Source organism: Pseudomonas sp. OST1909 (assembly GCF_015277575.1).
Taxonomy (GTDB): Bacteria; Pseudomonadota; Gammaproteobacteria; order Pseudomonadales; family Pseudomonadaceae; genus Aquipseudomonas; species Aquipseudomonas synxantha_A.
The window spans coordinates 210,994-234,485 of record NZ_CP063780.1 but is presented as its reverse complement, the minus strand read 5'-3'; the positions used below and the strand labels follow the sequence as shown (position 1 = coordinate 234,485).

General features: G+C 61.2%; 22 protein-coding genes. 10 read left to right on the top strand and 12 right to left on the bottom strand.

The window, feature by feature from the left end:
• Window positions 1-7: 7 nt before the first annotated feature.
• Window positions 8-904 (bottom strand): LysR family transcriptional regulator, encoded by an 897-nt coding sequence (locus IH404_RS01055; RefSeq protein ID WP_005783405.1) that lies wholly within the window; start codon window positions 902-904, stop codon window positions 8-10.
• A 109-nt stretch (window positions 905-1,013) separates the two neighbouring features.
• Here IH404_RS01055 and trpB point away from each other — a divergent pair, with 109 nt between their 5' ends.
• The 3 genes from trpB to IH404_RS01040 all read left to right on the top strand — a co-directional run bounded on the left by trpB (window position 1,014) and on the right by IH404_RS01040 (window position 4,878).
• Window positions 1,014-2,240 (top strand): tryptophan synthase subunit beta, encoded by a 1,227-nt coding sequence (gene trpB, locus IH404_RS01050; RefSeq protein ID WP_005783404.1) that lies wholly within the window; start codon window positions 1,014-1,016, stop codon window positions 2,238-2,240.
• Complete coding sequence (gene trpA, locus IH404_RS01045; RefSeq protein WP_005783403.1) at window positions 2,241-3,050, top strand: tryptophan synthase subunit alpha; 810 nt, start codon at window positions 2,241-2,243, stop codon at window positions 3,048-3,050.
• A gap of 169 nt (window positions 3,051-3,219) precedes the next feature.
• Window positions 3,220-4,878 carry a BBE domain-containing protein gene (locus IH404_RS01040; protein WP_005783402.1) on the top strand — a complete coding sequence of 553 codons (1,659 nt, stop codon included), beginning with the start codon at window positions 3,220-3,222 and terminating at the stop codon, window positions 4,876-4,878.
• 35 nt (window positions 4,879-4,913) lie between these two features.
• On the opposite strand, the gene IH404_RS01035 is transcribed toward IH404_RS01040, so the two are convergent.
• The 6 genes from IH404_RS01035 to IH404_RS01010 all read right to left on the bottom strand — a co-directional run bounded on the left by IH404_RS01035 (window position 4,914) and on the right by IH404_RS01010 (window position 10,643).
• On the bottom strand, window positions 4,914-6,218 hold the full coding sequence (locus IH404_RS01035; protein WP_005783401.1) for an MFS transporter: 1,305 nt from the start codon (window positions 6,216-6,218) through the stop codon (window positions 4,914-4,916).
• A gap of 162 nt (window positions 6,219-6,380) precedes the next feature.
• Entirely contained in the window at window positions 6,381-7,529 is a 1,149-nt protein-coding gene (gene dgoD, locus IH404_RS01030) for a galactonate dehydratase (protein WP_005783400.1), read from the bottom strand.
• Between the two features lie 48 nt (window positions 7,530-7,577).
• The gene (locus IH404_RS01025; RefSeq protein ID WP_194439674.1) at window positions 7,578-8,198 is read right to left on the bottom strand and encodes a 2-dehydro-3-deoxy-6-phosphogalactonate aldolase; all 621 of its coding nucleotides are present in this window, start codon (window positions 8,196-8,198) and stop codon (window positions 7,578-7,580) included.
• A 1-nt stretch (window position 8,199) separates the two neighbouring features.
• Window positions 8,200-9,159: a 2-dehydro-3-deoxygalactonokinase gene (locus IH404_RS01020; protein ID WP_194439673.1), complete on the bottom strand. Its 960-nt coding sequence runs from the start codon at window positions 9,157-9,159 to the stop codon at window positions 8,200-8,202.
• A gap of 176 nt (window positions 9,160-9,335) precedes the next feature.
• Window positions 9,336-9,662: a DOPA 4,5-dioxygenase family protein gene (locus tag IH404_RS01015; protein ID WP_122732751.1), complete on the bottom strand. Its 327-nt coding sequence runs from the start codon at window positions 9,660-9,662 to the stop codon at window positions 9,336-9,338.
• A 30-nt stretch (window positions 9,663-9,692) separates the two neighbouring features.
• Complete coding sequence (locus IH404_RS01010; RefSeq protein WP_194439671.1) at window positions 9,693-10,643, bottom strand: LysR family transcriptional regulator; 951 nt, start codon at window positions 10,641-10,643, stop codon at window positions 9,693-9,695.
• Between the two features lie 103 nt (window positions 10,644-10,746).
• Here IH404_RS01010 and betC point away from each other — a divergent pair, with 103 nt between their 5' ends.
• The 3 genes from betC to IH404_RS00995 all read left to right on the top strand — a co-directional run bounded on the left by betC (window position 10,747) and on the right by IH404_RS00995 (window position 14,922).
• A complete protein-coding gene (betC, locus tag IH404_RS01005) occupies window positions 10,747-12,261 on the top strand; it encodes a choline-sulfatase (RefSeq protein WP_194439668.1) in 1,515 nt (504 codons plus the stop codon).
• Between the two features lie 18 nt (window positions 12,262-12,279).
• On the top strand, window positions 12,280-13,194 hold the full coding sequence (gene choX / locus IH404_RS01000) for a choline ABC transporter substrate-binding protein (protein WP_194439666.1): 915 nt from the start codon (window positions 12,280-12,282) through the stop codon (window positions 13,192-13,194).
• A 159-nt stretch (window positions 13,195-13,353) separates the two neighbouring features.
• Window positions 13,354-14,922 (top strand): SulP family inorganic anion transporter, encoded by a 1,569-nt coding sequence (locus IH404_RS00995; protein WP_194439664.1) that lies wholly within the window; start codon window positions 13,354-13,356, stop codon window positions 14,920-14,922.
• A gap of 6 nt (window positions 14,923-14,928) precedes the next feature.
• On the opposite strand, the gene aroE is transcribed toward IH404_RS00995, so the two are convergent.
• Entirely contained in the window at window positions 14,929-15,747 is an 819-nt protein-coding gene (gene aroE / locus IH404_RS00990) for a shikimate dehydrogenase (protein WP_194439662.1), read from the bottom strand.
• Entirely contained in the window at window positions 15,747-16,679 is a 933-nt protein-coding gene (gene hemF, locus IH404_RS00985) for an oxygen-dependent coproporphyrinogen oxidase (protein WP_194439660.1), read from the bottom strand. Before hemF ends, aroE begins: the two co-directional genes overlap by 1 nt.
• Window positions 16,680-16,856: 177 nt before the next feature.
• Between hemF and IH404_RS00980 the strand changes: the two genes are divergently transcribed.
• A complete protein-coding gene (locus IH404_RS00980; RefSeq protein ID WP_194439658.1) occupies window positions 16,857-17,834 on the top strand; it encodes a quinone oxidoreductase in 978 nt (325 codons plus the stop codon).
• A gap of 94 nt (window positions 17,835-17,928) precedes the next feature.
• Here IH404_RS00980 and IH404_RS00975 read toward each other — a convergent pair whose 3' ends face one another.
• The 3 genes from IH404_RS00975 to IH404_RS00965 form a co-directional block, all read right to left on the bottom strand.
• Window positions 17,929-18,486, bottom strand: a complete 558-nt coding sequence (locus IH404_RS00975) for an L-threonylcarbamoyladenylate synthase (protein ID WP_005783386.1) — start codon at window positions 18,484-18,486, stop codon at window positions 17,929-17,931.
• A gap of 77 nt (window positions 18,487-18,563) precedes the next feature.
• Window positions 18,564-19,664, bottom strand: a complete 1,101-nt coding sequence (gene dprA / locus IH404_RS00970; RefSeq protein WP_194439656.1) for a DNA-processing protein DprA — start codon at window positions 19,662-19,664, stop codon at window positions 18,564-18,566.
• A 63-nt stretch (window positions 19,665-19,727) separates the two neighbouring features.
• The gene (locus IH404_RS00965; protein WP_194439654.1) at window positions 19,728-20,504 is read right to left on the bottom strand and encodes a peptidoglycan-binding protein; all 777 of its coding nucleotides are present in this window, start codon (window positions 20,502-20,504) and stop codon (window positions 19,728-19,730) included.
• 135 nt (window positions 20,505-20,639) lie between these two features.
• Between IH404_RS00965 and def the strand changes: the two genes are divergently transcribed.
• From def to rsmB, 3 genes are all read left to right on the top strand, one after another.
• Window positions 20,640-21,146: a peptide deformylase gene (gene def, locus IH404_RS00960; RefSeq protein ID WP_005783383.1), complete on the top strand. Its 507-nt coding sequence runs from the start codon at window positions 20,640-20,642 to the stop codon at window positions 21,144-21,146.
• 69 nt (window positions 21,147-21,215) lie between these two features.
• Window positions 21,216-22,169: a methionyl-tRNA formyltransferase gene (gene fmt, locus IH404_RS00955; protein ID WP_194439652.1), complete on the top strand. Its 954-nt coding sequence runs from the start codon at window positions 21,216-21,218 to the stop codon at window positions 22,167-22,169.
• Window positions 22,166-23,476 (top strand): 16S rRNA (cytosine(967)-C(5))-methyltransferase RsmB, encoded by a 1,311-nt coding sequence (gene rsmB, locus IH404_RS00950; RefSeq protein WP_005783381.1) that lies wholly within the window; start codon window positions 22,166-22,168, stop codon window positions 23,474-23,476. The genes fmt and rsmB overlap by 4 nt, the downstream gene beginning before the upstream one ends.
• Window positions 23,477-23,492 lie beyond the last annotated feature (16 nt).

The following is a 23,492-nucleotide window of genomic DNA, read 5'->3' as shown; positions in this document are numbered from 1 at the left end:
TGACCGGTTACACCGGTTGACGCAACAGCTCAGCCTTGAGCCATTGCGCCAACTGCCCGGCGCGCCCGTCTGCGGCGCGCTTGGGTAGCCACAAAGCCAGGTGCGCCGGGGTTTCGCTGAAGCCCCACGGCGCCACCAGGCGACCCGCTCGCAGGTCCTCTGCCACCAGTGGTTCTGGCGCAATCGCCACTCCCAATCCTGCTACTGCCGCTTCCAGCAAATAATACAAGTGCTCAAACCCCTGGCCGAGTTTCAACGCGCCGGGCTCGATGCCGTGTTGCCGCGCCCAGCTGGGCCAGGCTTGGGGTCGTGAGGTGGTGTGCAACAACGCTTCGCTTAGCAATGCCGTTGCTGGAGCCTGACGCAACTGTTCAAAACCTGCGAAACGAGGGCTCAACACCGGGCCGATTCGCTCGCTGGCCAGCTCATACACCTGCATATCGGCCGGCCACGGCGGCTCGGCGAATACCAGTAAGGCGTCCAGGCCAGGCCGCCGGGGGTCCAGATCGCCTTCGCCCGCCGACAGGTGCAGGCGCAAATCGGGCAAGTCGGCATTCAAGCGCCCCAGCCGGGGGATAAACCAGCGCGCCAGCAAGCTACCCGAACAACCGAGCACAAAGGGTGCGTCGGCGCTGCTTTGGGTAAGTTCGGCGCACGCGTCCCGCAACCGCTCGAAAGCCTCCACGCTGGCATCCCGAAGCCGAACGCCTGCATCTGTGAGTTTAAGGCCACGTCCATCCTTGACGAACAGGCTCACACCCAAATGTTCTTCCAGTACTTTCAACTGCCGGCTGACCGCACCGTGGGTCACGTGCAGTTGCTCGGCGGCTTGGCTGACGCTACTGAGGCGGGCGGTGGCTTCAAACGCGCGCAGGGCATTGAGGGGTGGAAGGTCGCGGCTCATCTGTGAGTTTTCCTGACAGGTTATGGCGATCTTATCGGTTTTCAGGCCAAGGCGTCACGAGTAGAGTGACCGTCATTGCCTTTAAACACATCTCTTCCTGGAGCGTCCCATGACCCAGTCCCAGACCGATCTACGCAACGGCCCTGACGCCAACGGCCTGTTTGGTGCGTTCGGCGGCCGCTACGTGGCTGAAACGCTGATGCCGTTGATCCTCGACCTGGCCCGTGAATACGAAGCGGCCAAGGTGGATCCAGCGTTCAATGAAGAATTGGCCTACTTCCAGCGCGATTACGTCGGACGCCCAAGCCCGCTGTACTTCGCCGAACGCCTGACCGAGTTCTGTGGCGGCGCCAAGATCTATCTCAAGCGCGAAGAGCTGAACCACACCGGCGCGCACAAGATCAACAATTGCATCGGCCAGATCCTGCTGGCGCGACGCATGGGCAAGAAGCGCATCATCGCCGAGACCGGTGCCGGTATGCACGGCGTAGCCACCGCTACCGTTGCCGCGCGCTTCGGCCTGCAATGCGTGATCTACATGGGCACCACCGATATCGAGCGCCAGCAGGCCAACGTGTTTCGCATGAAGCTGCTGGGTGCCGAAGTGATCCCGGTGGTCGCCGGCACCGGCACCCTCAAAGACGCCATGAACGAAGCCCTGCGTGACTGGGTGACCAACGTCGACAGCACCTTCTACCTGATCGGCACCGTGGCCGGCCCACATCCTTACCCGGCCATGGTGCGCGACTTCCAGGCCGTGATCGGCAAGGAAACCCGCACCCAACTGCAAGCCCAGGAAGGCCGCCTGCCGGACAGCCTAGTGGCGTGCATCGGCGGTGGCTCCAACGCCATGGGCTTGTTCCACCCGTTCCTGGATGACACCAGCGTCGAAATCATCGGCGTCGAAGCAGCGGGCCATGGCATCGAAACCGGCAAGCACGCCGCCAGCCTCAACGGCGGCGTACCCGGCGTGCTGCACGGCAACCGCACCTTCCTGCTGCAGGACGACGACGGCCAGATCATCGACGCTCATTCGATTTCCGCCGGCCTCGACTACCCCGGCATCGGCCCTGAGCACGCCTGGTTGCATGACATCGGCCGCGTCCAGTACACCTCGGTAACTGATGACGAAGCCCTGGATGCATTCCACAAATGCTGCCGCCTGGAAGGGATAATTCCTGCGCTGGAAAGCGCCCACGCCCTGGCTGAGGTGTTCAAGCGCGCGCCGACCCTGCCCAAGGATCATCTGATGGTGGTCAATCTCTCGGGCCGTGGCGACAAAGATATGCAGACCGTGATGCATCACATGGAACAGTCCAAGCAGGAGAAACACTAAATGAGCCGCCTGCAAACCCGCTTTGCGCAACTCAAGGAACAAAACCGCGCCGCCCTGGTGACCTTCGTCACCGCTGGCGACCCGGGTTATGACGCCTCGCTGGCGATCCTCAAGGGCTTGCCGGCCGCCGGCGCCGACGTGATCGAGCTGGGCATGCCCTTCACCGATCCGATGGCAGACGGCCCGGCGATTCAACTGGCTAATATCCGTGCGCTGGACGCCAAGCAAAACCTGGCGAAAACCCTGCAAATGGTCCGCGAGTTCCGCACCGACGACAGCGACACCCCCCTGGTGTTGATGGGCTACTTCAACCCAATTCACAAATACGGTGTGCCGCAGTTTATTGCCGATGCGAAGGCAGCCGGCGTCGACGGCCTGATCGTGGTCGACATGCCACCTGAACACAACGGCGAGTTGTGCGACCCGGCTCAGGCCGCGGGCATCGACTTTATCCGCCTGACCACGCCGACCACCGATGACGTGCGCCTGCCGACGGTGCTCAACGGCAGTTCCGGGTTTGTGTATTACGTGTCGGTAGCAGGCGTGACCGGTGCCGGCGCCGCCACGCTGGAACACGTCGAAGAAGCGGTCACGCGTCTGCGTCGCCACACCGACCTGCCGATCAGCATCGGTTTCGGTATTCGTACACCGGAACAAGCTGCGGCCATTGCGCGCCTGGCCGACGGTGTGGTGGTGGGTTCGGCACTGATCGATCACATCGCCAATGCCGGCAGCGACCAGCAAGCGATCGATGGCGTGCTGAGTCATTGCGCGGCGCTGTCGGCAGGTGTGCGCAACGCACGCAAGTAAGCACCTGCGTTTTGATACTTGCGCTACGCTGAGGGGTGACACCACGTCACCCCAACGCACTTCCATGCCTATTGCCGTCTAACCACCCTCGCAAGCCCCCCGCATTTCTTGCTTCCCGGTCGTTAAGTTAGTTGCATCAGAAGTCATCCCTGGCTCTCAGGAGTACATCATGGCCTTTGATCTCATTACCTCTTCAGACTCCCGTCACTCAACCTTGCAAAAGGGCTTCAACCTACGCTGGCCGTTGGGCAATGTGCAGGGTCAGTCTTCGCAAAATGGCGCCAACCTGATCTACCTCTGCCGCAGCCCACAAGACATCATTGACGCCGCCGCGCAGGCATTGGCCCTTCCCGAGGGACGCATCACCGTACGCAGTGGTGGTCATTGCTACGAAGGCTTTGTCGCCAACAAGATGCCCGACAGTCCACTTGAGGTACTGTCGATTCTGGATATCAGTGCGTTGAACCAGGTGGTCTACGACGCCAATGGGCAAATCGGCTCCGAGCTGGACCCCAGCGCTGCTGAACGCCACAGCTTTCGCCTGGAAGCCGGCGGACAAAACTGGGATGCCTATGTCGCGTTATACAAGCTGGCCAACAAAACCCTGCCCGGTGGCTCGTGTTATTCAGTGGGTTTGGGCGGGCATATTTGCGGAGGCGGCTATGGGCTGCTGTCGCGCAAGTATGGACTGGTATGTGACTGGCTCAGCGGTGTGGATATCCTGGTGCCCGACAGCCTTGGCAAAGGCCTCGAACCGCGCCACGTTTCTCGCAACAGCACCAATCAGGACGAACTGGACCTGTTCGCCGCGTGTTGCGGTGCCGGTGGCGGACAGTTCGGCATCATCACCAGCTATTACTTCAAAGACCTGCCACCGGCACCGAAAGAGGTACTGTGGCTGGTGCTGGAATGGGACTGGTCGGTACTGACCAAGCCTGCACTCGATAACCTGCTGGTGGCCTATCAGTCATGGTTCGCCAGCAATCAAAGCAACACGGACACTTGGGGCCTGGCGACCAAGCTGGAGATGCGCCACCAGCACACAGGCAATGTGACCCTGGGTATTCACTATGTGGACAAGGATGGCGAGCTGAACGATCGGGCGCCCTTCGATGACTTCGTCGACAAGATGCTCACAGCCATTGGCCTGCCCGCTACAGAGTCCCTGGTCCCATTTCACGTCATCCATCTGCCGCGCAGCACTACCAACGGGCGCACCATCGACTCAGTGTCATCCGCCCGAGCAGCCTCTCAACGCTTGGACTGGCTGGTGTGCCAACAGACATTGAACGGTTCGGGGGACAACCAGCGTGGGCGCTATAAATCGGCCTACCAGAAGGGCCCTTTCAGCCCTCAAGTGCTGGACGCCATCTGGACCACATTGACCTGGCCAGACCCTGATAACCACCTGACACAAAGCCTCATTCAGATTCAGTCTTTCGGCGGCCAGATCAACGCCGCCAGCGGGCCGGTGCGCCGGGATTCGTCGGCCGCTCAGCGCTCGTCATACCTCAAGTGGCAACCACAATGTTACTGGCGCGGTGACAGCGCCGCCTCGGATCAAGCCCATGCCGACTGGATCCGAGGGTTGTACTTCAACGCGTTCGCCGATGATCAGGGCGTACCGATCAACGACGAGTTTGAAGGTTGTTACATCAATTATCCCGACCTCGATATGACCTACATCGGTGGCAATCCGGCCAATGGCAAAAACCCACAGTGGTACAAGATCTTCTTTCCCGACCTGATCATCGAAAGCCGCCTGCGGCGTACCAAGCAGCGCTGGGACCCACACAACATTTTCCATAACGAAATGTCGGTGCCGTAATCGCGAAAGAAGGGCGACTCCAAGGTCGCCCTTTTTTACAGCTCGATCCGCTCGACCTTGCCTACCAGTAATATGTAGGAAAGCGCGCCGAGCAACGCCAGCACCGCGATGTAAGTAATCGCCGGTGCAAACGATGAACCACTGGCCAGAAAGCCAATCACGATGGGCGTAGCGATTGCCGACAGGTTACCGATGAAGTTGAACACGCCTCCGGTGAGCCCCAGCAACCGCGCAGGCGCCAAGGTCGAAACCAGCGACCAGGTGATCGACGCCAGGCCATTGCCGAAAAATGCCACCGCCAGAAACGCGATGACCCACGCCGTGGAGTCCACGTAATTGGCACCGATGATCGCCGTGGAAATCAGCAGCCCACTGATGATCGGCAACTTGCGGGCAAAGCCCACCGAGGCGCCACGACGGATCAACCAATCGGAAAACACCCCCGAACACAGCACGCCCACAAAAGCGGCCAGGAACGGCAAGGAGGCCAACAAACCAGACTGGATAAAGTCCATGCCGCGGTATTTCACCAGGTACGTCGGGAACCAGGTCAGGAAGAACCACAGCGTGGAGTTCAGGCAAAACTGGCCCAGGTAAATGCCCCACAGCTTGCGCTTGCTCAGCACGATGCCGAGGTCGGTCCAACTGAAGGGTGCCTTGACGGTTTTCGCCTGCATGTCCACCAGCCCGCCACCGTCGCGGATCAATTGGATTTCGGCTTCGTTGGCGCCTTTGAAATCTTTGGGCTCGCGATACACCGCGTACCAGATCGCGGCCCACAGGATGCCAACGCCACCGGTCACCACAAACACCATGTGCCAGCCGTACTGATGCTGCAGCCACGCCAGTACCGGGGTGAGGAACGCCAGGCCGACGAATTGCCCGGAGGTGTAGACGCCGATAGCCGTGGCGCGCTCGCGCTCGGGAAACCAGGTGGTGACCACTCGGCTGTTGATGGGATAGGCCGGCGCCTCCAACGCGCCAACGGCCATGCGCAACACGAACAACGCGATAAAGCTGGCGGCGAAACCGAGCATCACGGTGGCAATCGACCACAGCAGCAGGGCGGCCGTGTAGAGAATGCGCGGCGGCACGCGGTCAACCAGCCAGCCGCCGGGGATTTGCATGGCCGCGTAAGTCCAGCCGAAAGCGGAAAAAATAAGCCCGACCTGCACCGGGTCGATACCCAGCTCGCTGGTCAGCGCAGGCGCGGCAATCGACAGGTTGCTGCGGTCTAGGTAGTTGATCACCACGGTGATGAACAGCAGCACCATGATGAAAAAACGCTTTCGGCTGGGCGTGACTAAGGGTGCCTGCCCGGTGAGGGATTCAGGGTGCATGGGGGGTGCCTCTTTTTATATTTGTTGAGGAAGGAACGCGCTCAATGTGGGAGCTGGCTTGCCTGCGATGGCGGCATGACTGGCACCGCTGCGGTGACTGGCCCACCGCCATCGCAGGCAAGCCAGCTCCCACCTTTTTAGCGCGTTTCAATCAGGTGGAAATCACCACTCGGCAAAACTGCCATCGGCATGGCGCCAGATCGGATTGCGCCAGCGATGGCCGATAGCCGCACGCTCAATCACGTACTCCTCGTTGATCTCGATGCCCAGGCCCGGGCCGTTGGGGATCTTCACAAAGCCCTGGTCATAGTCGAACACGCCCGGGTCGCGCACGTAGTCGAGCAGGTCGTTGCTTTCGTTATAGTGGATACCCAGGCTTTGCTCCTGGATAAATGCGTTGTAGCAAGCCGCATCCAGTTGCAGGCACGCTGCCAGGGCAATCGGGCCCAGTGGGCAGTGCAGGGCCAGCGCCACGTCGTAGGCTTCGGCCATGTTGGCGATCTTGCGGGTTTCGGTAATCCCGCCCGCGTGGGAGGCGTCCGGCTGGATGATGTCGACGTAGCCTTCGCTGAGCACGCGCTTGAAATCCCAACGCGAAAACAGGCGCTCGCCCAGGGCAATCGGCGTACTGGTCAGCGGCGCCAGCTCTTTCAATGCTTCGTAGTTTTCGCTGAGCACCGGTTCTTCAATGAACATCAGTTTGTAAGGGTCGAGCTCTTTCATCAGCACCTTGGCCATGGGCTTGTGCACGCGGCCATGGAAGTCGACGCCGATACCGACGTTAGGGCCCACCGCATCGCGCACGGCAGCGACATTGGCCAGTGCCAGGTCGACTTTGTCGAAGCTGTCGAGGAACTGCAGTTCTTCGGTGCCGTTCATTTTCACCGCAGTGAAGCCACGAGCCACGGCCTCTTTGGCTGCACGGGCAGTGTCGGCGGGGCGGTCGCCACCGATCCACGAGTACACGCGAATCTTGTCACGCACCTGGCCGCCCAGCAGATCGCTGACCGAGACGCCCAGCGCCTTGCCCTTGATGTCCCACAACGCCTGGTCGATACCGGCGAGGGCGCTCATGTGCACGGCACCGCCGCGATAGAACCCGCCGCGATAGAGGACCGTCCAGATATCTTCGATATTGCGTGGGTCTTTGCCGATCAGGTAGTCGGACAGTTCTTCGACGGCGGCGGCCACTGTGTGAGCGCGGCCTTCGACCACGGGCTCACCCCAGCCAGTCACGCCCTGGTCGGTTTCGACCTTGAGGAAGCACCAGCGCGGCGGGACGATAAAGGTCGTCAATTTGGTGATTTTCATCTCTTGTCTCTCTTATGGATGCAGCGCCTGCGGGCGCGGAACTTGCTATCAGCTCAGGGCTTTCCAGGCGGCGACATAAGCCTGGGCACGGCTCGCGACCTGATCCACTGTCATTCCCGGCTTGAACAACCCGGAGCCCAACCCGAACCCTTTCGCGCCGGCGTCGATAAACACCTGCATGTTGTCCGGCGTAACACCGCCTACCGGCAGCAGTAGCGTGCCCGCCGGCAATACCGCCAGCCACGCCTTGATCACCGAAGGGCCGATCTGCTCGGCCGGGAACAGCTTCAATACGTCGGCGCCTTCGGCCAGTGCGGCAAACGCTTCGGTTGGTGTCGCCACACCAGGCGACAAGTACAGGCCTGCGGCCTTGGCGGCGCGCAGTACTTTGGCATCGCTATGGGGCATGACAATCACCTGGCCGCCAGCCGCCTTCACCTGCTCGACCTGTTCAGGCGTCAACACCGTGCCGGCGCCAATCAGGCAATCGGCGGGCAGGCTGTCGCGCAGGGTGCGAATGCTGGTGTATGGCTCCGGCGAATTGAGCGGGACTTCGATCACACGAAAACCCGCGTCGTACAACACCTGGCCGATGGCCTGGGCTTCGTCCGGGCGTACGCCACGCAGGATTGCGATCAAACCGTTTTGCGCGAGTGCTTGCTTGAGCATGTCAGGCCTCCGTTACAGGTTGAGTGAGCCCAGCCGCCACGGCCAATTGCCACAGGCCGCGCTCGGTGGCTTCCTGCGCCAGGCTGACGTGGGCGAAGCCGCAAAGGGCGAGAGCGCGTTGATAGCGGGCGCAGAGTGGGGCGGCGCCAACCAGGATGATCGGTTTGGTTTTGGCGCTGTCTGGCAAACCGGCGAGTTCGTGGCCGATCAACAGGCCGGACAGGTAGTCGGGCTGCTGGTTGGGCGCAAGCTCAGCCGTCAGGCCCAGGGTACGGGCACTGAACAAGGTCGACAGCACGCCACGCCTGCCATCCTTTGAAAGCGCCACGTGCACGCCACGATCAAAGGCCTCGGCCTGGAGTTGTTCGCTCGGCTGTTGAGTGCGACCCAGGATGCTGTGTTTACTCAACACCGCGAACAGTTCGCCGGTCATGAAGGTGTCGAAATGCGTAATGCGGCCTTCACTCACCTCGACCCATTTGGAGTGGCTGCCGGGCAACCCGATCAACACTTGGGCCCCAAGCCCCTGCAGCACGCCGAGTACCTGGGTTTCTTCGCCGCGCATCACATTGGGTAAACCCGCGTGCTCGATCACCCCCGGCACAATATGCACATCCACCCCGCGCAGGCTGCGCACGCGGTGCAACGCCAAGCCCAGGCTGGCGACATCCACAGGCGTGGCGCAATAAGCCGCCTCGCTCCAGCCCTGTGCGCTGCCGACCATACCGCAGGCAATCACTGGCAATTCAGGCTGGGCGTCGAGCCAATCGCCGCAGGCGCTATCGAACGCCAACTCGAAGCCGTCAGTGCAATGAATACCGTTGATGTCCCGTGGCTCGCTGGGCAAATGCATGATGCCCCAGGCTTGCGCGCGCTGTTCCAGCACAACGCCCGCCGAGCCGAGTTTGTAAGCACGAAGGGAGCTGGTCCCCCAATCGAGCGCGATCAATTGCGCCTGCATCGCTTCACCTGAAATGAGTGGGTGCTGAAAAAAGCAGATGGGCGAATATAAACCTACGCGCTGGAATATCTCAATATATAAATATCAATCCCATATAATGAGACGAAGCAAGATTAATCCTACGCCGCTCCCTGTTTTTACTTAGGGAAAGGCAAGGTTTTATCTGATAAGGAAAGTTAAAAAACCGACAGATTTAGCTCGCGCATAGCACCCATCCAGATCGCGTAGTCGGTGTGATCCTTCAGGTCATCGCCGGTTTCAGGATGCAGGAAGACCACCAAGCCATCGCGGTGCAGCGCCAGCCACGGCAACACCACGCCGATGTATTCCGGCTCGAATGCCAGCTGGCAGCTCCAATCCGGATGCGGGCCCACCGGCCGCTCATGCACACGGCCCATGCGCAACGGGAACAGCCTGGCGGCGTCCTCACACAGCGTGCGCGCCTGGTTGATGGTGCTGGCGTCGAAGTAGATATGGGCGTGATAGCCCTTGATACGTTGCATGACGGACTCCGGATCCACGATGTGCCGATCCTAGACCGCAATCGAAGGCAGGGCCAGCCCGCTCAACGACTGCGCACTGCTGGCTTGTTCCGCCATCAGCCATTGGACAAAACGCTCAACCAACTGCCCGCGGCGTTTGCGCTGGGGTTGCACCACGTAATAACCGAAACGCGAGGTCACCGTGGGGCTGATCGGTCGGCACAGCCAGTTCTGTTCCAGCAGGTTATCCACCAGGTGGCGCCAGCCGATGGCAACGCCCTGGCCGGCAATCGCAGCCTGAATCAGCAAGGTGTAGTTGTCGAAGCGCAATTGTCCGGGAGTTGGCGCAGCGGTTATACCCAATTCGCGAAACACCCCGCTCCAGTCGAACCATTGGCTGTTGTTTTCCTGGCGCAGGTGCAGCAACGGGTACTCGGGCAAGGATTGCACCGTCATTGGCGCGGCCTGAGCCTTGAGCCACTGCGGGCTGCATACCGGGAACACTTCCTCATTAAACAACCACAGGCTGTCGCCCTGCCTGAAACGGCCATCGCCGAACAGCACCGCCACATCGATATCGCTGCGCAGGCTGGCATGGTTGCGCTCACTGGTAACCAGACTCACATCCACCTGCGGGTTGGCCTGGTGAAAGCGATGCAGGCGCGGCATCAGCCAATAGGCGGCGAAGGCGAAGTCGGTAGCCACTTGCAGCACTTCGTGCTGATCCTGTTGGGTGATGGTGCTGAGCCCCTGGTTGATGCTTTGCAGGCCGCCCTGTACGTGCTCGAACAGCAGGACGCCGGCGTCGGTCAGTTCGATACCGCGATAGATTCGGTCAAACAGGCGGATTGCCAGTTGTTCTTCAAGCCGCTTGATCTGCTGGCTGACCGCCGGCTGGGTGGTGCCAAGCTCCATCGCCGCGGCAGTAAAACTGCGGTGGCGCGCCGCCGCTTCGAAGGCACGCAGCAGATCGAGAGAGAGGTTACCCAGCGCTTCATACATAAGCTGTCGTTATCCTAGGCATTGCTTGTCATGGGCTTTACCCTGATTTCCATGGGCTGCATTCTCATTGGCATAAACACTGACTATGGAATGCCGAGAAACCATGAAGCGCAAGAACATTCTTTTCATCATGGCCGATCAAATGGCCGCGCCCATGCTGCCGTTCTACGGGCCTTCCTCGATCAAGCTGCCCAACCTCAGCCGCCTCGCCGCCCAAGGCGTGGTATTCGACGCCGCCTATTGCAACAGTCCGTTGTGTGCGCCGTCGCGCTTCACCCTGGTCAGCGGCCAGTTGCCGAGCAAGATCGGCGCCTACGACAACGCAGCCGATTTCCCCGCCGATGTGCCGACCTATGCCCACTACCTGCGTCGCCTCGGCTACCGCACCGCGTTGTCGGGCAAGATGCATTTCTGTGGCCCCGACCAGTTGCACGGCTATGAAGAACGCCTGACCAGCGATATCTACCCCGCGGACTATGGCTGGGCGGTGAATTGGGATGAGCCCGACGTACGCCCCACCTGGTACCACAACATGTCTTCGGTGCTGCAAGCGGGCCCGTGCGTGCGCACCAACCAGCTGGACTTCGACGAGGAGGTGGTGTTCAAGGCGCAGCAATACCTGTTCGACCATATCCGCGAGGACGGCGACCGACCGTTCTGCCTGACCGTATCGATGACCCATCCCCACGACCCTTACACCATTCCCAAGCCGTTCTGGGACCTGTACGACGACGCCGACATCCCTTTGCCTGCAACGCCGGCCCAAGCAGAGCTGGACCCACACTCCCAGCGTCTGCTCAAGGTTTATGACTTGTGGGATAAACCGCTGCCTGTGGACAAGATCCGCGATGCCCGTCGCGCCTACTTCGGTGCGTGCAGTTACATCGACAGCAATGTCGGCAAACTCCTGCAAACCCTGGAAGACACCGGCCTGGCTGACGACACCCTGATCATCTTCTCCGGCGACCACGGTGACATGCTCGGCGAGCACGGCCTCTGGTACAAAATGCACTGGTTTGAAATGGCCGCCCGCGTGCCGCTGCTGATCAGTGCGCCGGGCCAATTCGCGGCTGGGCGGGTCACTCAGGCCGTGTCCACCGCCGACCTGCTGCCGACCCTGGTGGAGCTGGCCGGCGGCGAGCTGGACCCGCACTTGCCGTTGGACGGTCGCTCTCTGGTCCCGCACTTGCAAGGGCAGGGCGGGCATGACGAAGTGTTTGGCGAATACATGGCCGAAGGCACCATCAGCCCATTGATGATGATTCGCCGGGGCGCCTACAAATTTATCTACAGCGAAGACGACCCTTGCCTACTGTTTGATGTGCGCAACGACCCGCACGAGCGGGAAAACCTCAGCCTGTCAGCAGAGCATCGCTCGCTGTTCGAGGCCTTTTTGCATGAGGCGCGGGCCAAATGGGACATCCCGGCGATCCATCAGCAAGTGCTTGCCAGCCAGCGTCGCCGCCGTCTGGTGTTTGAGGCACTGACTCAAGGCACGCTCAAGAGCTGGGATCACCAGCCACAGGTGGATGCCAGTCAGCAGTACATGCGCAACCATATCGACCTCGACGACCTGGAGCGCAAGGCACGTTATCCACAACCCTGCCAAAACCAATAAACAGACAGAGGGAAGGCCATGCAAAAGTTGACCGTGGTACTGAGCATATTGGCGCTGGGCAGCGCCAATGTGTACGCAGACGCTCGCTGTGAAACGGTAAAGATGGCCGATCCAGGCTGGAGCGACATTGCCGCCACCAATGCCATTACCGGTTTTTTGCTGACGGGCATGGGCTACAAAGCCAAGGTCGATACCCTGGCGGTGCCGATCACTTTTGGCGGGCTCAAGGACGGCCAGGTGGATGTGTTTCTCGGCAACTGGATGCCGGCGCAACAAGGTTTTTATGACAAGTTCGTGGCCAACGGCGATGTGGTGCAACTGGCGAAGAACCTCGACGGCACCGAGTTCACCCTCGCGGTGCCGGACTACGTATGGGACGCCGGCGTACGTGACTTTGCCGACCTGAACACGTTTGCCGACAAGTTCGACAAGAAAATCTACGGCATCGGCTCCGGCGCGCCGGCGAATATCTCGTTGCAGGAGATCATCAAGAAGAATGACTTCAACCTGGGCCAGTGGAAGCTGATCGAATCCAGCGAGCAGGCGATGCTCGCCGAGGTGTCGCGAGCGGTGAAGAAACAGCGCTTCGTCACCTTCCTCGGCTGGACGCCGCACCCGATGAACGTGCAGTTGAAAATGCATTACCTCAAGGGCGGCGAGCAGTATTTTGGCGCCACCGGTAGCGTGTATACCTTGACCCGCAAGGGTTACGCCCAAGCCTGCCCGAATGTCGCCAAACTGCTGACCAACCTGAGTTTCACCCAGGAGATGGAGAACGGCATCATGGCGCAGGTGGCCAACAACAAGGTCAGCAATGCCGAGGCGGCCAAGGCGTGGATCAAGGCCAACCCCGCGGTGCTGGACAAGTGGCTCGACGGCGTGAAAACCCTGGATGGCCAGGATGCGTTGCCCGCGGTCAAAGCCCAACTCTAAGATGCGCCTCGATCCAAATGTAGGAGGGGGCTTGCCCCCGATGACGGCCTATCAGCTATGAATGTATTGGCTGAAACACCGCTATCGGGAGCAAGCCCCCTCCCACAGGGAGCCGGTGTGTACTGATACTCTAAGCCAAACCTTCTACCCGAGCCTGCGATGCCCCGGCCCAACCGCCACACACTCTTCCCCTTCCTCAGCTGGCTCCCGCGCCAAACCCGCGCCAGCGTCGGCCGGGATGCCATCGTCGGCTTCAGTGGCGCCGTACTGGCCCTGCCACAGTCGATTGCTTACGCACTGATCGCCGGGCTCCCGCCGGAGTACGGACTATATGCCGCCATCCTCCCGGTATTGATCGCTTGCCTGTGGGGCTCTTCCTGGCACCTGATCTGCGGCCCCACAGCGGCGATTTCCATCGTGCTTTACGCCAGTATCAGCCCATTGGCGGTACCAGGTTCCCAGGACTACATCACCCTCATCCTGTTGCTGACCTTCCTCGCCGGGGTGTTCCAGTGGTTGCTCGGCCTTCTGCGCTTTGGCGCGCTGGTGAATTTTGTCTCCCATTCGGTGGTGCTGGGTTTCACCCTGGGCGCCGCGGTGGTGATTGCCCTGGGGCAGTTGCCGAACCTGCTGGGGCTGGACTTGCCGAGCCAGGCCACCGCCCTCAACAGCCTGCTGGCGCTGGTCGACCATGGCGGTGAGTGGGATCGTGCGTCCGTGATCCTCGGGCTCGGCACTTTGCTGGTGGGCGCACTGCTCAAGTCGCTGGTGCCACGCTGGCCGACGCTGTTGATCGCTTTAGTCTTGGGTAGCCTGACGGCATGGCTGTGGCCGACGATGTTCGGGCATGTGGCGCTGGTCAGTTCGTTTATCGGCCAGTTGCCGCCGTTCAGCCCATTGCCGATGGACCTGGACCTGGTACTGCGCCTGTTGCCCAGCGCGGTGGCGGTGGGGATGCTGGGGTTGGTGACCAGCCTGTCGATTGCACGCTCACTGTCGGCTCGCTCGCAACAATTACTCGACGCCAACCAGGAAGTGCGCGCCCAGGGTTTATCCAACATCGTTGGCGGATTTTTCTCCGGCTACCTGTCAGCCGGTTCGTTCACCCGTTCGGGCCTCAGTTACGAGGCGGGTGCTTGTTCGCCCCTGGCTGGGGTGTTTTCCGCGCTGTGGGTGGCGTTATTTGCGTTGTTCGGCGCGACGTTGATCGCGCATATTCCCATCCCCAGCATGGCCGCCAGCATCCTGCTGATTTGCTGGGGTTTGGTGGATCATCGAGGGATTCGTGCTTTGTTTCGTGTCAGCCGCGCCGAATTCGTGGTGATGGGCCTGACGTGTGTCGCCACCTTGCTGCTGGAGCTACAAACGGCGATTTATGCCGGGGTGTTGGCATCGCTGTTTTTCTACCTCAAGCGCACCTCGCAACCACGGGTTCAGCAATGGCGCGATGGGGACGAGGATGTATTACGCGTGGGTGGCTCGATCTTTTTTGGCGCCAGCCATTACCTGCAAGTACGCCTGCAAAGTCTGCAGGGCACGCGGGTGGTGATCGAAGCGCAGCAGATCAATTTTATCGACTACTCCGGGGTGGAGATGCTGCATCAGGAGGCACGGCGGTTGGCGCGGTTGGGGCGTAGCCTGACCTTGCGTGGGGCCAGGCCGCAAGTAATCGAAGAGTTAAGAAAACTGGAAGGGGCCAAGAGTTGCCCCCTCCATTTCCAAGATTGAACACGATCAGGCCAATTGACGGCGTAGTTCGGCTAACACCGGCGCTGAATCAGGGCGCACACCACGCCACAGGAAGAAGGCTTCCGCTGCCTGCTCCACCAGCATCCCCAAACCATCCATCGCCACCACAGCGCCGTGTTCCGCAGCCCAGCGGCAGAACGCGGTAGGTTCCTTGGCGTACATCATGTCGTAGCAGAACGTCTTGCCCGGCTCGATCAGGCTGCCGGCAATCGGCGGTACATCGCCTGACAGGCTTGCGGACGTGGCATTGATGATCACGTCCACCGGCTCACGTAGCCAATCGAAACCACTGGCAGACACCGGGCCCAGGTCGTCGAACAGCTCAGCGAGCAGCTCGGCCTTTTCCACGGTGCGGTTGGCGATGATCAACGAAGAGGGTTGCTGTGCCAGCAACGGCTCAAGTGCACCGCGCACCGCGCCACCGGCTCCCAACAACAGAATGCGTTTGCCTTGCAGGTTCAGCCCGGCGTTGACCGTCAGGTCGCGCACCAGGCCGGCGCCGTCGGTGTTGTCGCCCAACAACGTACCGTCCGCCAGTTTGCTCAGGGTGTTCACGGCTCCAGCGCGCTGGGCACGTTCGGTCAAGGTATCGGCCAAACGATAGGCGTCTTCCTTGAACGGCACGGTCACGTTGGCGCCACGGCCATGGCGAAAAAACTCACGGGCGCAGTGGGTGAAATCCTCCAACGGCGCGAGCAACGTGCTGTAGTCCAGTTGTTCGCCGGTCTGCTCGGCGAACATGCGGTGGATCAGCGGCGATTTACTGTGGCCGATGGGGTTGCCGAACACGACATAACGGTCCATCACACCGCCGCCTTGGGTGCAACGACGCCGAGCCAGTCGCGGTCTTGCAGGAAATAATCGGTGAGGCGCGCCTCCTCGCTACCGGCCTCGGCCTTCCAGTCGTAGCTCCAACGGACCTGGGGCGGCAGCGACATCAGGATCGACTCCGTACGCCCGCCCGACTGCAAGCCGAACAGGGTGCCACGGTCATAGACCAGGTTGAACTCGACGTAGCGGCCCCGGCGGAACTCCTGAAACTGACGCTGCTGCTCGGTATACGCCATGGCCTTGCGACGTTGCACAATCGGCAGGTAGGCATCGATATAGGCATCGCCGATGGCACGGATAAAGGCGAAACAGGTGTCGAAGCCCCATTCGTTCAAGTCATCGAAGAACAGGCCACCGATACCGCGAGGTTCATTGCGATGCTTGATGTGGAAATAGGCGTCGCACCAGGCTTTATAGCGTGCGTACACGTCCGGGCCAAAGGGCGCACAAGCTTGCTCGGCCACACGGTGCCAGTGGACGCAGTCTTCTTCGTTGCCGTAATACGGGGTCAAGTCAAAGCCGCCCCCGAACCACCACACCGGCTCTTCGCCTTCTTTTTCAGCGATGAAAAAGCGCACATTGGCGTGGGATGTCGGCACATGCGGGTTATGCGGATGAATCACCAGTGACACGCCCAAGGCTTCAAACCCCCGACCAGCCAGCTCAGGCCGATGGGCACTGGCGGACGGTGGCAAACCACTGCCAAACACGTGGGAAAAGTTAACGCCGCCTTTTTCGATCACCGAACCGTTCTCGATCACACGGGTGCGACCGCCACCACCGGCAGGCCGGGTCCAAGCGTCTTCGATAAAGCGAGCGTCCGTCTCGAAGGTTTCCAGGGCGTTGCAAATGCGATCTTGCAGGTCAAGCAGGTAGGCTTTAACGGCCTCGGTGCGGGTAGTCATGGCATCACCTTGAATCGGGCAAAGCTACGCGAGGCCATTGGGCGTCGGCGGCAAATGGGCGCACAGGATACCACTGCGCCCACATGCCACTGCACTTAGGTGCGCGGCAGTTGACGAAGATCAAGCTTAGGAGTCCGATAGGGGGCTACGCAGATTCGAACCCAAGGAGAAGTGCAGATGGCCAAACGTATCCAGTTCAGCGCCCACGGCGGCCCCGAAGTACTTGAGTATGTGGACTACACGCCAGCGGAGCCTGGCCCACAACAGGTGCGGGTGCGTAACGAGGCCATCGGTCTGAACTTCATCGACACCTATTTTCGCAGTGGCCTCTACGCACCGCCCGCGCTGCCATCGGGCCTGGGCGCTGAAGGCGCTGGTGTCGTCGATGCCGTGGGCAGTGAAGTCGCCCAGTTCAAAGTCGGCGACCGCGTGGCCTACGGCAGCGGCCCGCTGGGTGCCTACAGCGAGTTGCATGTGTTGCCCGCCGCCAACCTGGTGCACCTGCCGGATGACATCAGTTTCGAGCAGGCCGCCGGGGCCATGCTCAAGGGCCTGACCGTGCAATACCTGTTGCGCCAGACCTACGAATTGAAAGGCGGCGAAACCATCCTGTTCCACGCTGCTGCCGGTGGCGTGGGCTCCCTGGCCTGCCAATGGGCCAAGGCTCTGGGCGTGAAGCTGATCGGCACCGTGAGTTCGCCGGAAAAGGCCGCCCTGGCCAAATCCCTGGGTGCCTGGGAAACCATCGACTACAGCAAGGAGAATGTCGCACAACGTGTGCTGGAATTGACTGACGGTAAAAAGGTGCCGGTGGTGTACGACGGCGTCGGCAAGGACACCTGGCTGACCTCTCTGGACAGCGTGGCGCCACGGGGTTTGGTCGTAAGCTTTGGCAACGCGTCGGGCGCGGTGGACGGGGTGAACCTGGGCATTCTGTCGGCCAAGGGCTCGCTGTACGTGACCCGCCCGACGCTGGCAACCTACGCCAACAATCCGGCGAACTTGCAGGCGATGGCGGACGATCTGTTTTCGATGATCAAGAGCGGCAAGGTGCGCATTGATATCAACCAGCGCTACCCGCTGGCGGATGCGGCCAAAGCGCAGACCGAGTTGTCGGCGCGACGCACGACTGGCTCAACCATTCTGTTGCCTTGAGTGCGTCATCGCAGGCAAGCCAGCTCCCACATTTGACCGCGGTGACTGATCAAATATGGGAGCCGGGCTTGCCCGCGATGGCCGCGCCTCGGTCTCAGGAGGGGCGCACGACCTCACCTGTCGCCAGGTCCCGAATCAGGCTTGGGTTCTTGCGCCCACCCAGCGCGCCACCCAACACCAAGTCCACTTGCCCGCGGAAATACTGCTCCACGCGAATACGCGTGCGTGCCGCCGGGCGCCCCTGAGGGTTGGCCGACGTGGAGATCAACGGCCCGACCTGGGCGCACAAATCTCTCACCAATGGGTGATCAGTAACCCGCAACGCCACGGTGTCATGCATACCCGTGACCCATTCGGGCAACAAGTCCTGGTGGGGCACCAGCCAGGTATTCGGCCCGGGCCAGGTGCTGGCCATGCGATCGATCCAGGTGTCCGGGAAGTCTTCGAACAGGAAGTCGAATTGACGAATGTTGTCCGCCACCAGAATCAGGCCCTTGTCCACCGAGCGGTTCTTGATCGCCAATAGCCGATCCACCGCTTCTTCATTCCACGGGTCGCAACCCAGGCCCCAGACTGCCTCGGTCGGATAGGCAATCACCGCGCCTGCGCGAATTTCCCGTGCGGCTTGCAGCACACGCCACCTGTTGACCATTATTTAATCTCCGGACTAAAGCTCTGGGCAGTTTACCGATCTTCGTTACAAAACCCAGCGCCAAAAACCGGCAGCACCTAAACCTGGCAACGCGCCAGCCAGCGCCCGCTTTCGCAGATGACCTTGCCTTCCAGCTCCAGCTCCGTAAGAGTCGCCAGCACCTGGGACAACGGCCGACCACTGGCAATCGCCAGGGCTTCACTGGTATGCGGCGCAGCATGCAGCAGTGCCACCAGTGGGTGGGTGATCGGCACCGGCGCAGGGCGCGATAACGCCTGCCAACCGCGCAGCGCCTCAAGGATGTGTTCGATGGTTTCCACCAGCACCGCGCCATCACGGATCAGTTGATGGCAACCCTTGGCACCGGGATGGTGAATGGAGCCCGGGATCGCATACACCTCGCGCCCTTGCTCTGCGGCCAGCCGTGCGGTGATCAGCGAACCGCTGGCCATGCTGGCTTCCACCACCAGAACCCCCAGCGAGAGCCCGCTGATAATCCGATTGCGCCGTGGAAAATTACCGGCCTGGGGCCCCGCGTCCAACGGAAACTCAGAAATCACCGCGCTGCCTTGGGCAATCATCGCGGCAGCGAGCTTGCGGTGGCGCTGTGGATAAAAATTTTCCAGCCCGGTGCCAAGCACCCCGACTGTACGACCGCCCACCTCCAGCGCTGCCTGGTGTGCTGCGCCGTCAATGCCCAGCGCCAAACCACTGGTGATGACAAAACCGGCGCTCGCCAGGCTGCGGGAAAAGGCGGCGGCCGTGTCCATGCCGGGGCGGGAAGCACGCCGGCTACCGACCATGGCCAACTGTGGTTTTTCCAGAATGTCCGGGTCGCCCGCAACGAATAACAGCGGCGGTGCGTCGTCGATCTGAGCGAGCAAGGCCGGGTACTCAGGTTGGTCCCACATCAGCAAATGCTGGGCCGGACGCTCTAACCAGGCCAATGCCGCACTGGCGCCATCACGGATTTGCGGGCTACGCCGAGCATCTGCGCTGATGGCGGGCACCCCGAGGGAACGCCAGGCACTGGCAGGGGCACTGAGGGCCTTGGAGGCGCAGCCGAACGCTTGGATCAATACGTGAAAACGCTTGGGACCCAGTTCTGGCAGCCTGTGCAAGCGTAGTCGGGCTTCCAGCTCTGCCGGAGAAATTTCGCTACTGTTTATCGGATTCATTTGATCATCCTTGACCGGAACAAGCTGTGGATAACTCTGTTGGTAACTTATTTAGCAGGCTATTTATTGCGCTTGTTGACGGGTCTCGAACCGATCCTTTACAGCCAGCGCGCGTGAAGCACTGAGCACCAAGGCGTAACTGAGTTTTTCATAGGTGCGAAACACCAGAAGGGTGCCGGCCGGTTCTTCCGGGAGCTGTGTTGGCGTGCCGGTAAGGACGTCTCGCACCGTGGCACCCGCCTTGATCACCGTCAGTAACTGGCCTTCGATCAATCCATCGCGGCGGCCCTTGTTCAGAGTCACGGCGTCCAGCACACCAATCTGAGTGACGCCCCTGGGGATGTCGATGATGTGCCCTGCGATAAAAGCCGTTGATTTGGCTGACTCCAGGGTGTTCAGCGCGACTGGACGTTGGGCACCAAGCAAGCAGTCACCTGGGCGGATTTCCTGGGTAACCCGCTGCACCACCAGGGTGGTGAGGTCGTCGGCGAGCACAAAGCGTGCGGTGCCGATATCGTCGGCATTGATGCCTAGTAGCTCCTGGGTGCCTGGGTCGGTGTAGACCTTGCCTCGACGAAAGATTCCGTAGCTTGGCTGGGCCGGGTCCAGATGACCGCGAGCATGCACGCGCTCACCATTGGCCCCCAGCACACGACCGCCTTGCGCTGCGACGATATAAGGCGCGTTGTCCAGGTCCTGGGGCGTATCGACAATCCGGTTATGCAGTAAAAAATGCTGGATGGCCTGTTGCGTCGCGTGATCCAGGCGTTCAGCGGGCTTGGGAATCAACGCCATGGTGACGGGGGCCCACAGCAGCAAGACGAGTAGCGATTTCCTCATGGGGTGAATCTCCTTTATTATGTGCGTTCGCGTGAAATGCCTTGGCCCTCGTGGCTTCTGAGCGTTTCACACCGGCCGTGTGGGTCCATCCCACCGCCGATTGGTCTTTACCTCACATGTGCAGCAATTACGCTTATGGCTATTTTGAACATCCTCGAATTTCCCGACTCGCGCCTGCGCACGATCGCCAAGCCGGTGGCCGTAGTGGACGACAAGGTTCGTCAGTTGGTCGATGACATGTTTGAAACAATGTATGAAGCTCCGGGCATCGGCCTCGCCGCTACCCAGGTCAACGTGCATCTGCGTGTCGTGGTCATGGACCTGTCGGAAGATCGCAGCGAACCCCGGGTGTACATCAACCCCGAGTTCGAACCGCTGACCGATGAGATGGGCGAATACCAGGAAGGCTGCCTGTCGGTGCCGGAGTTCTACGAGAACGTCGAACGCCCGTTGCGCGTGAAGATCAAGGCCCTGGACCGTGATGGCAAACCGTTTGAGCTGATTGCCGAAGGCCTGTTGGCAGTGTGCATCCAACATGAATGCGACCACCTTAACGGCAAGCTGTTTGTCGACTACCTGTCCACGCTCAAGCGGGACCGGATCAAGAAGAAGCTGGAAAAAAAGCATCGCCAGCAAGCTTGATGCCCTTCTTCCAAAGGCTTGCTGCGGCAAGCCTTTTTCTTTTGTGACTGTTTTTAACCGAGAACTCCCATGACCGAGCCATTGCGCATTGTTTTTGCCGGCACCCCTGAATTCGCCGCCGAACACCTCAAGGCGCTGCTTGCCAGCCCTTATGACATCGTCGCGGTGTACACCCAGCCGGATCGCCCGGCCGGTCGCGGGCAAAAACTGATGCCGAGCCCGGTCAAGCTATTGGCGCTTGAACACAACATAGCGGTGCTGCAACCGCCGACCCTGCGTAACGCCGAAGCCCAGGCCGAACTGGCCGCGCTGAAACCGGACCTGCTGGTGGTGGTGGCCTACGGTTTGATCCTGCCCCAGGCGGTGCTGGATATCCCGCGCCTGGGTTGCATCAACAGCCATGCTTCGCTGCTGCCTCGCTGGCGTGGTGCGGCGCCGATCCAGCGCGCCGTGGAAGCGGGCGACAGCGAAAGCGGCGTGACCGTGATGCGCATGGAGGCGGGCCTGGACACCGGGCCGATGCTGCTCAAGGTCACCACCCCGATCACCGCGCAAGACACCGGCGGCAGCCTGCACGACCGCCTTGCCGAAATGGGCCCACCTGCCGTGATCCAGGCCATCGCCGGCCTCGCAGCAGGCACCCTGGAAGGCGAGGTACAGGACGACAGCCTGGCCACCTACGCGCACAAATTGAACAAAGACGAAGCGCGCATCGACTGGAGCCGCCCGGCCGTGGAGCTGGAGCGCCTGGTACGTGCCTTCAACCCATGGCCAATCTGCCATAGCACCCTGAACGGCGAAGCCTTGAAGGTGTTGGCCGCGACCCTGGCCAATGGCAAAGGCGCCCCCGGCGAGATTATCGGCGCCAGCAAAGACGGGCTGTTGGTCGCTTGCGGTGAACAGGCGCTGTGCCTGACACGTCTGCAATTGCCCGGCGGCAAAGCGCTGAACTTCAGCGATGTGTTCAATAGCCGCCGTGAGAAATTTGCCTTGGGCACGATCCTCGGGGTGGCCGCTCAATGAACCCACGTCTGGCCGCCGCCAAGGCTCTCGCTGCCGTGCTCAACGGCAAGGCTTCGCTGAACAGTTCATTGCCCACGCAATTGGACAAGGTCGAAGACCGGGATCGCGGTTTCACCCAGGACCTGGCCTTTGGCACCGCCCGCTGGCAGCCAAGGTTGTCGGCACTGGCAGCCAAGCTGCTGCAAAAACCGTTCAAGGCGGCAGACGCTGATGTCGAGGCGCTGTTGCTGGTGGGCCTCTATCAATTGCTCTACACCCGCGTACCGGCCCACGCCGCCATCGGTGAAACCGTCGGTTGCGCCGACAAGCTGAAAAAGCCTTGGGCCAAGGCCCTGCTCAATGCCGTACTGCGCCGGGCCCAGCGTGAAAGCGAAGCGCTGCTGGCCGAGTTGGAACATGATCCGGTGGTGCGCACCGCCCACCCGCGCTGGCTGCAAAAATCCCTGAAAGCGTTCTGGCCCGAGCAATGGGAAGCTATCTGCGCGGCCAACAATGCGCACCCGCCGATGATCCTGCGGGTCAACCGTCGCCACCATAGCCGTGATGCGTATCTGCAATTACTGGCCGACGCGGCCATCAACGCCACCCCGTGCGTGTACAGCACCGACGGCATCGTGCTGGAAGCCGCCACCGATGTGCGCAGCCTGCCGGGCTTTGCCGAAGGCTGGATCAGCGTGCAGGACGAGGCCGCGCAATTGGCGGCCGACCTGCTCGATTTGGCCCCCGGCCAGCGCGTACTCGACGCCTGCTGCGCCCCTGGCGGTAAGACCTGTCACATCCTTGAAGTTGAAAAAGACCTGGCCGGTGTAGTGGCTGTGGATCTTGAAGCCAAACGCCTGGTGCGCGTGCGGGAAAACCTTGCACGCCTGGGCCTCAGCGCCGACCTGATCGCCGCCGACGGCCGCAACACCGCGACCTGGTGGGACGGCAAGCCATTCCAGCGCATCCTGCTGGACGCACCTTGCTCTGCCACCGGCGTAATCCGTCGGCACCCGGACATCAAGCTGACCCGCCAGCCCGACGACATCGCCGCCCTCGCGGTGCTGCAAGGCGAATTGCTTGACGCCCTGTGGCCAACCCTGGAAGTCGGCGGCATCCTGCTGTACGCCACCTGCTCCACGCTACCCACCGAAAATACTGAGGTCATCCAAGCCTTCCTCGCCCGCACCAGCGGCGCGCGCGAACTGGACCTCGCTACCAGCGCCGGCATCAAGCAGCCCCACGGCCGCCAACTGCTCGCGCAGGAAGGCGGGCACGATGGCTTCTACTACGCCAAACTGATCAAGATCGCCGCCGCACGCGGCTGAATGGTTTTAAGGGAGT

Bases quoted from the DNA above. Each gene is read 5' to 3' on its own strand.
- IH404_RS01035 (WP_005783401.1), bottom strand. From the start codon at position 6,218: ATGCACCCTGAATCCCTCACCGGGCAGGCACCCTTAGTCACGCCCAGC.
- IH404_RS00980 (WP_194439658.1), top strand. From the start codon at position 16,857: ATGGCCAAACGTATCCAGTTCAGCGCCCACGGCGGCCCCGAAGTACTT.
- IH404_RS01040 (WP_005783402.1), top strand. From the start codon at position 3,220: ATGGCCTTTGATCTCATTACCTCTTCAGACTCCCGTCACTCAACCTTG.
- betC (WP_194439668.1), top strand. From the start codon at position 10,747: ATGAAGCGCAAGAACATTCTTTTCATCATGGCCGATCAAATGGCCGCG.
- IH404_RS01015 (WP_122732751.1), bottom strand. From the start codon at position 9,662: ATGCAACGTATCAAGGGCTATCACGCCCATATCTACTTCGACGCCAGC.
- IH404_RS00975 (WP_005783386.1), bottom strand. From the start codon at position 18,486: ATGGTCAACAGGTGGCGTGTGCTGCAAGCCGCACGGGAAATTCGCGCA.
- IH404_RS01055 (WP_005783405.1), bottom strand. From the start codon at position 904: ATGAGCCGCGACCTTCCACCCCTCAATGCCCTGCGCGCGTTTGAAGCC.
- fmt (WP_194439652.1), top strand. From the start codon at position 21,216: ATGACCGAGCCATTGCGCATTGTTTTTGCCGGCACCCCTGAATTCGCC.
- dgoD (WP_005783400.1), bottom strand. From the start codon at position 7,529: ATGAAAATCACCAAATTGACGACCTTTATCGTCCCGCCGCGCTGGTGC.
- hemF (WP_194439660.1), bottom strand. From the start codon at position 16,679: ATGACTACCCGCACCGAGGCCGTTAAAGCCTACCTGCTTGACCTGCAA.
- IH404_RS00995 (WP_194439664.1), top strand. From the start codon at position 13,354: ATGCCCCGGCCCAACCGCCACACACTCTTCCCCTTCCTCAGCTGGCTC.
- IH404_RS01020 (WP_194439673.1), bottom strand. From the start codon at position 9,159: ATGCAGGCGCAATTGATCGCGCTCGATTGGGGGACCAGCTCCCTTCGT.
- IH404_RS01010 (WP_194439671.1), bottom strand. From the start codon at position 10,643: ATGTATGAAGCGCTGGGTAACCTCTCTCTCGATCTGCTGCGTGCCTTC.
- IH404_RS01025 (WP_194439674.1), bottom strand. From the start codon at position 8,198: ATGCTCAAGCAAGCACTCGCGCAAAACGGTTTGATCGCAATCCTGCGT.
- IH404_RS00965 (WP_194439654.1), bottom strand. From the start codon at position 20,504: ATGAGGAAATCGCTACTCGTCTTGCTGCTGTGGGCCCCCGTCACCATG.
- choX (WP_194439666.1), top strand. From the start codon at position 12,280: ATGCAAAAGTTGACCGTGGTACTGAGCATATTGGCGCTGGGCAGCGCC.
- trpA (WP_005783403.1), top strand. From the start codon at position 2,241: ATGAGCCGCCTGCAAACCCGCTTTGCGCAACTCAAGGAACAAAACCGC.
- def (WP_005783383.1), top strand. From the start codon at position 20,640: ATGGCTATTTTGAACATCCTCGAATTTCCCGACTCGCGCCTGCGCACG.
- trpB (WP_005783404.1), top strand. From the start codon at position 1,014: ATGACCCAGTCCCAGACCGATCTACGCAACGGCCCTGACGCCAACGGC.
- aroE (WP_194439662.1), bottom strand. From the start codon at position 15,747: ATGGACCGTTATGTCGTGTTCGGCAACCCCATCGGCCACAGTAAATCG.
- dprA (WP_194439656.1), bottom strand. From the start codon at position 19,664: ATGAATCCGATAAACAGTAGCGAAATTTCTCCGGCAGAGCTGGAAGCC.
- rsmB (WP_005783381.1), top strand. From the start codon at position 22,166: ATGAACCCACGTCTGGCCGCCGCCAAGGCTCTCGCTGCCGTGCTCAAC.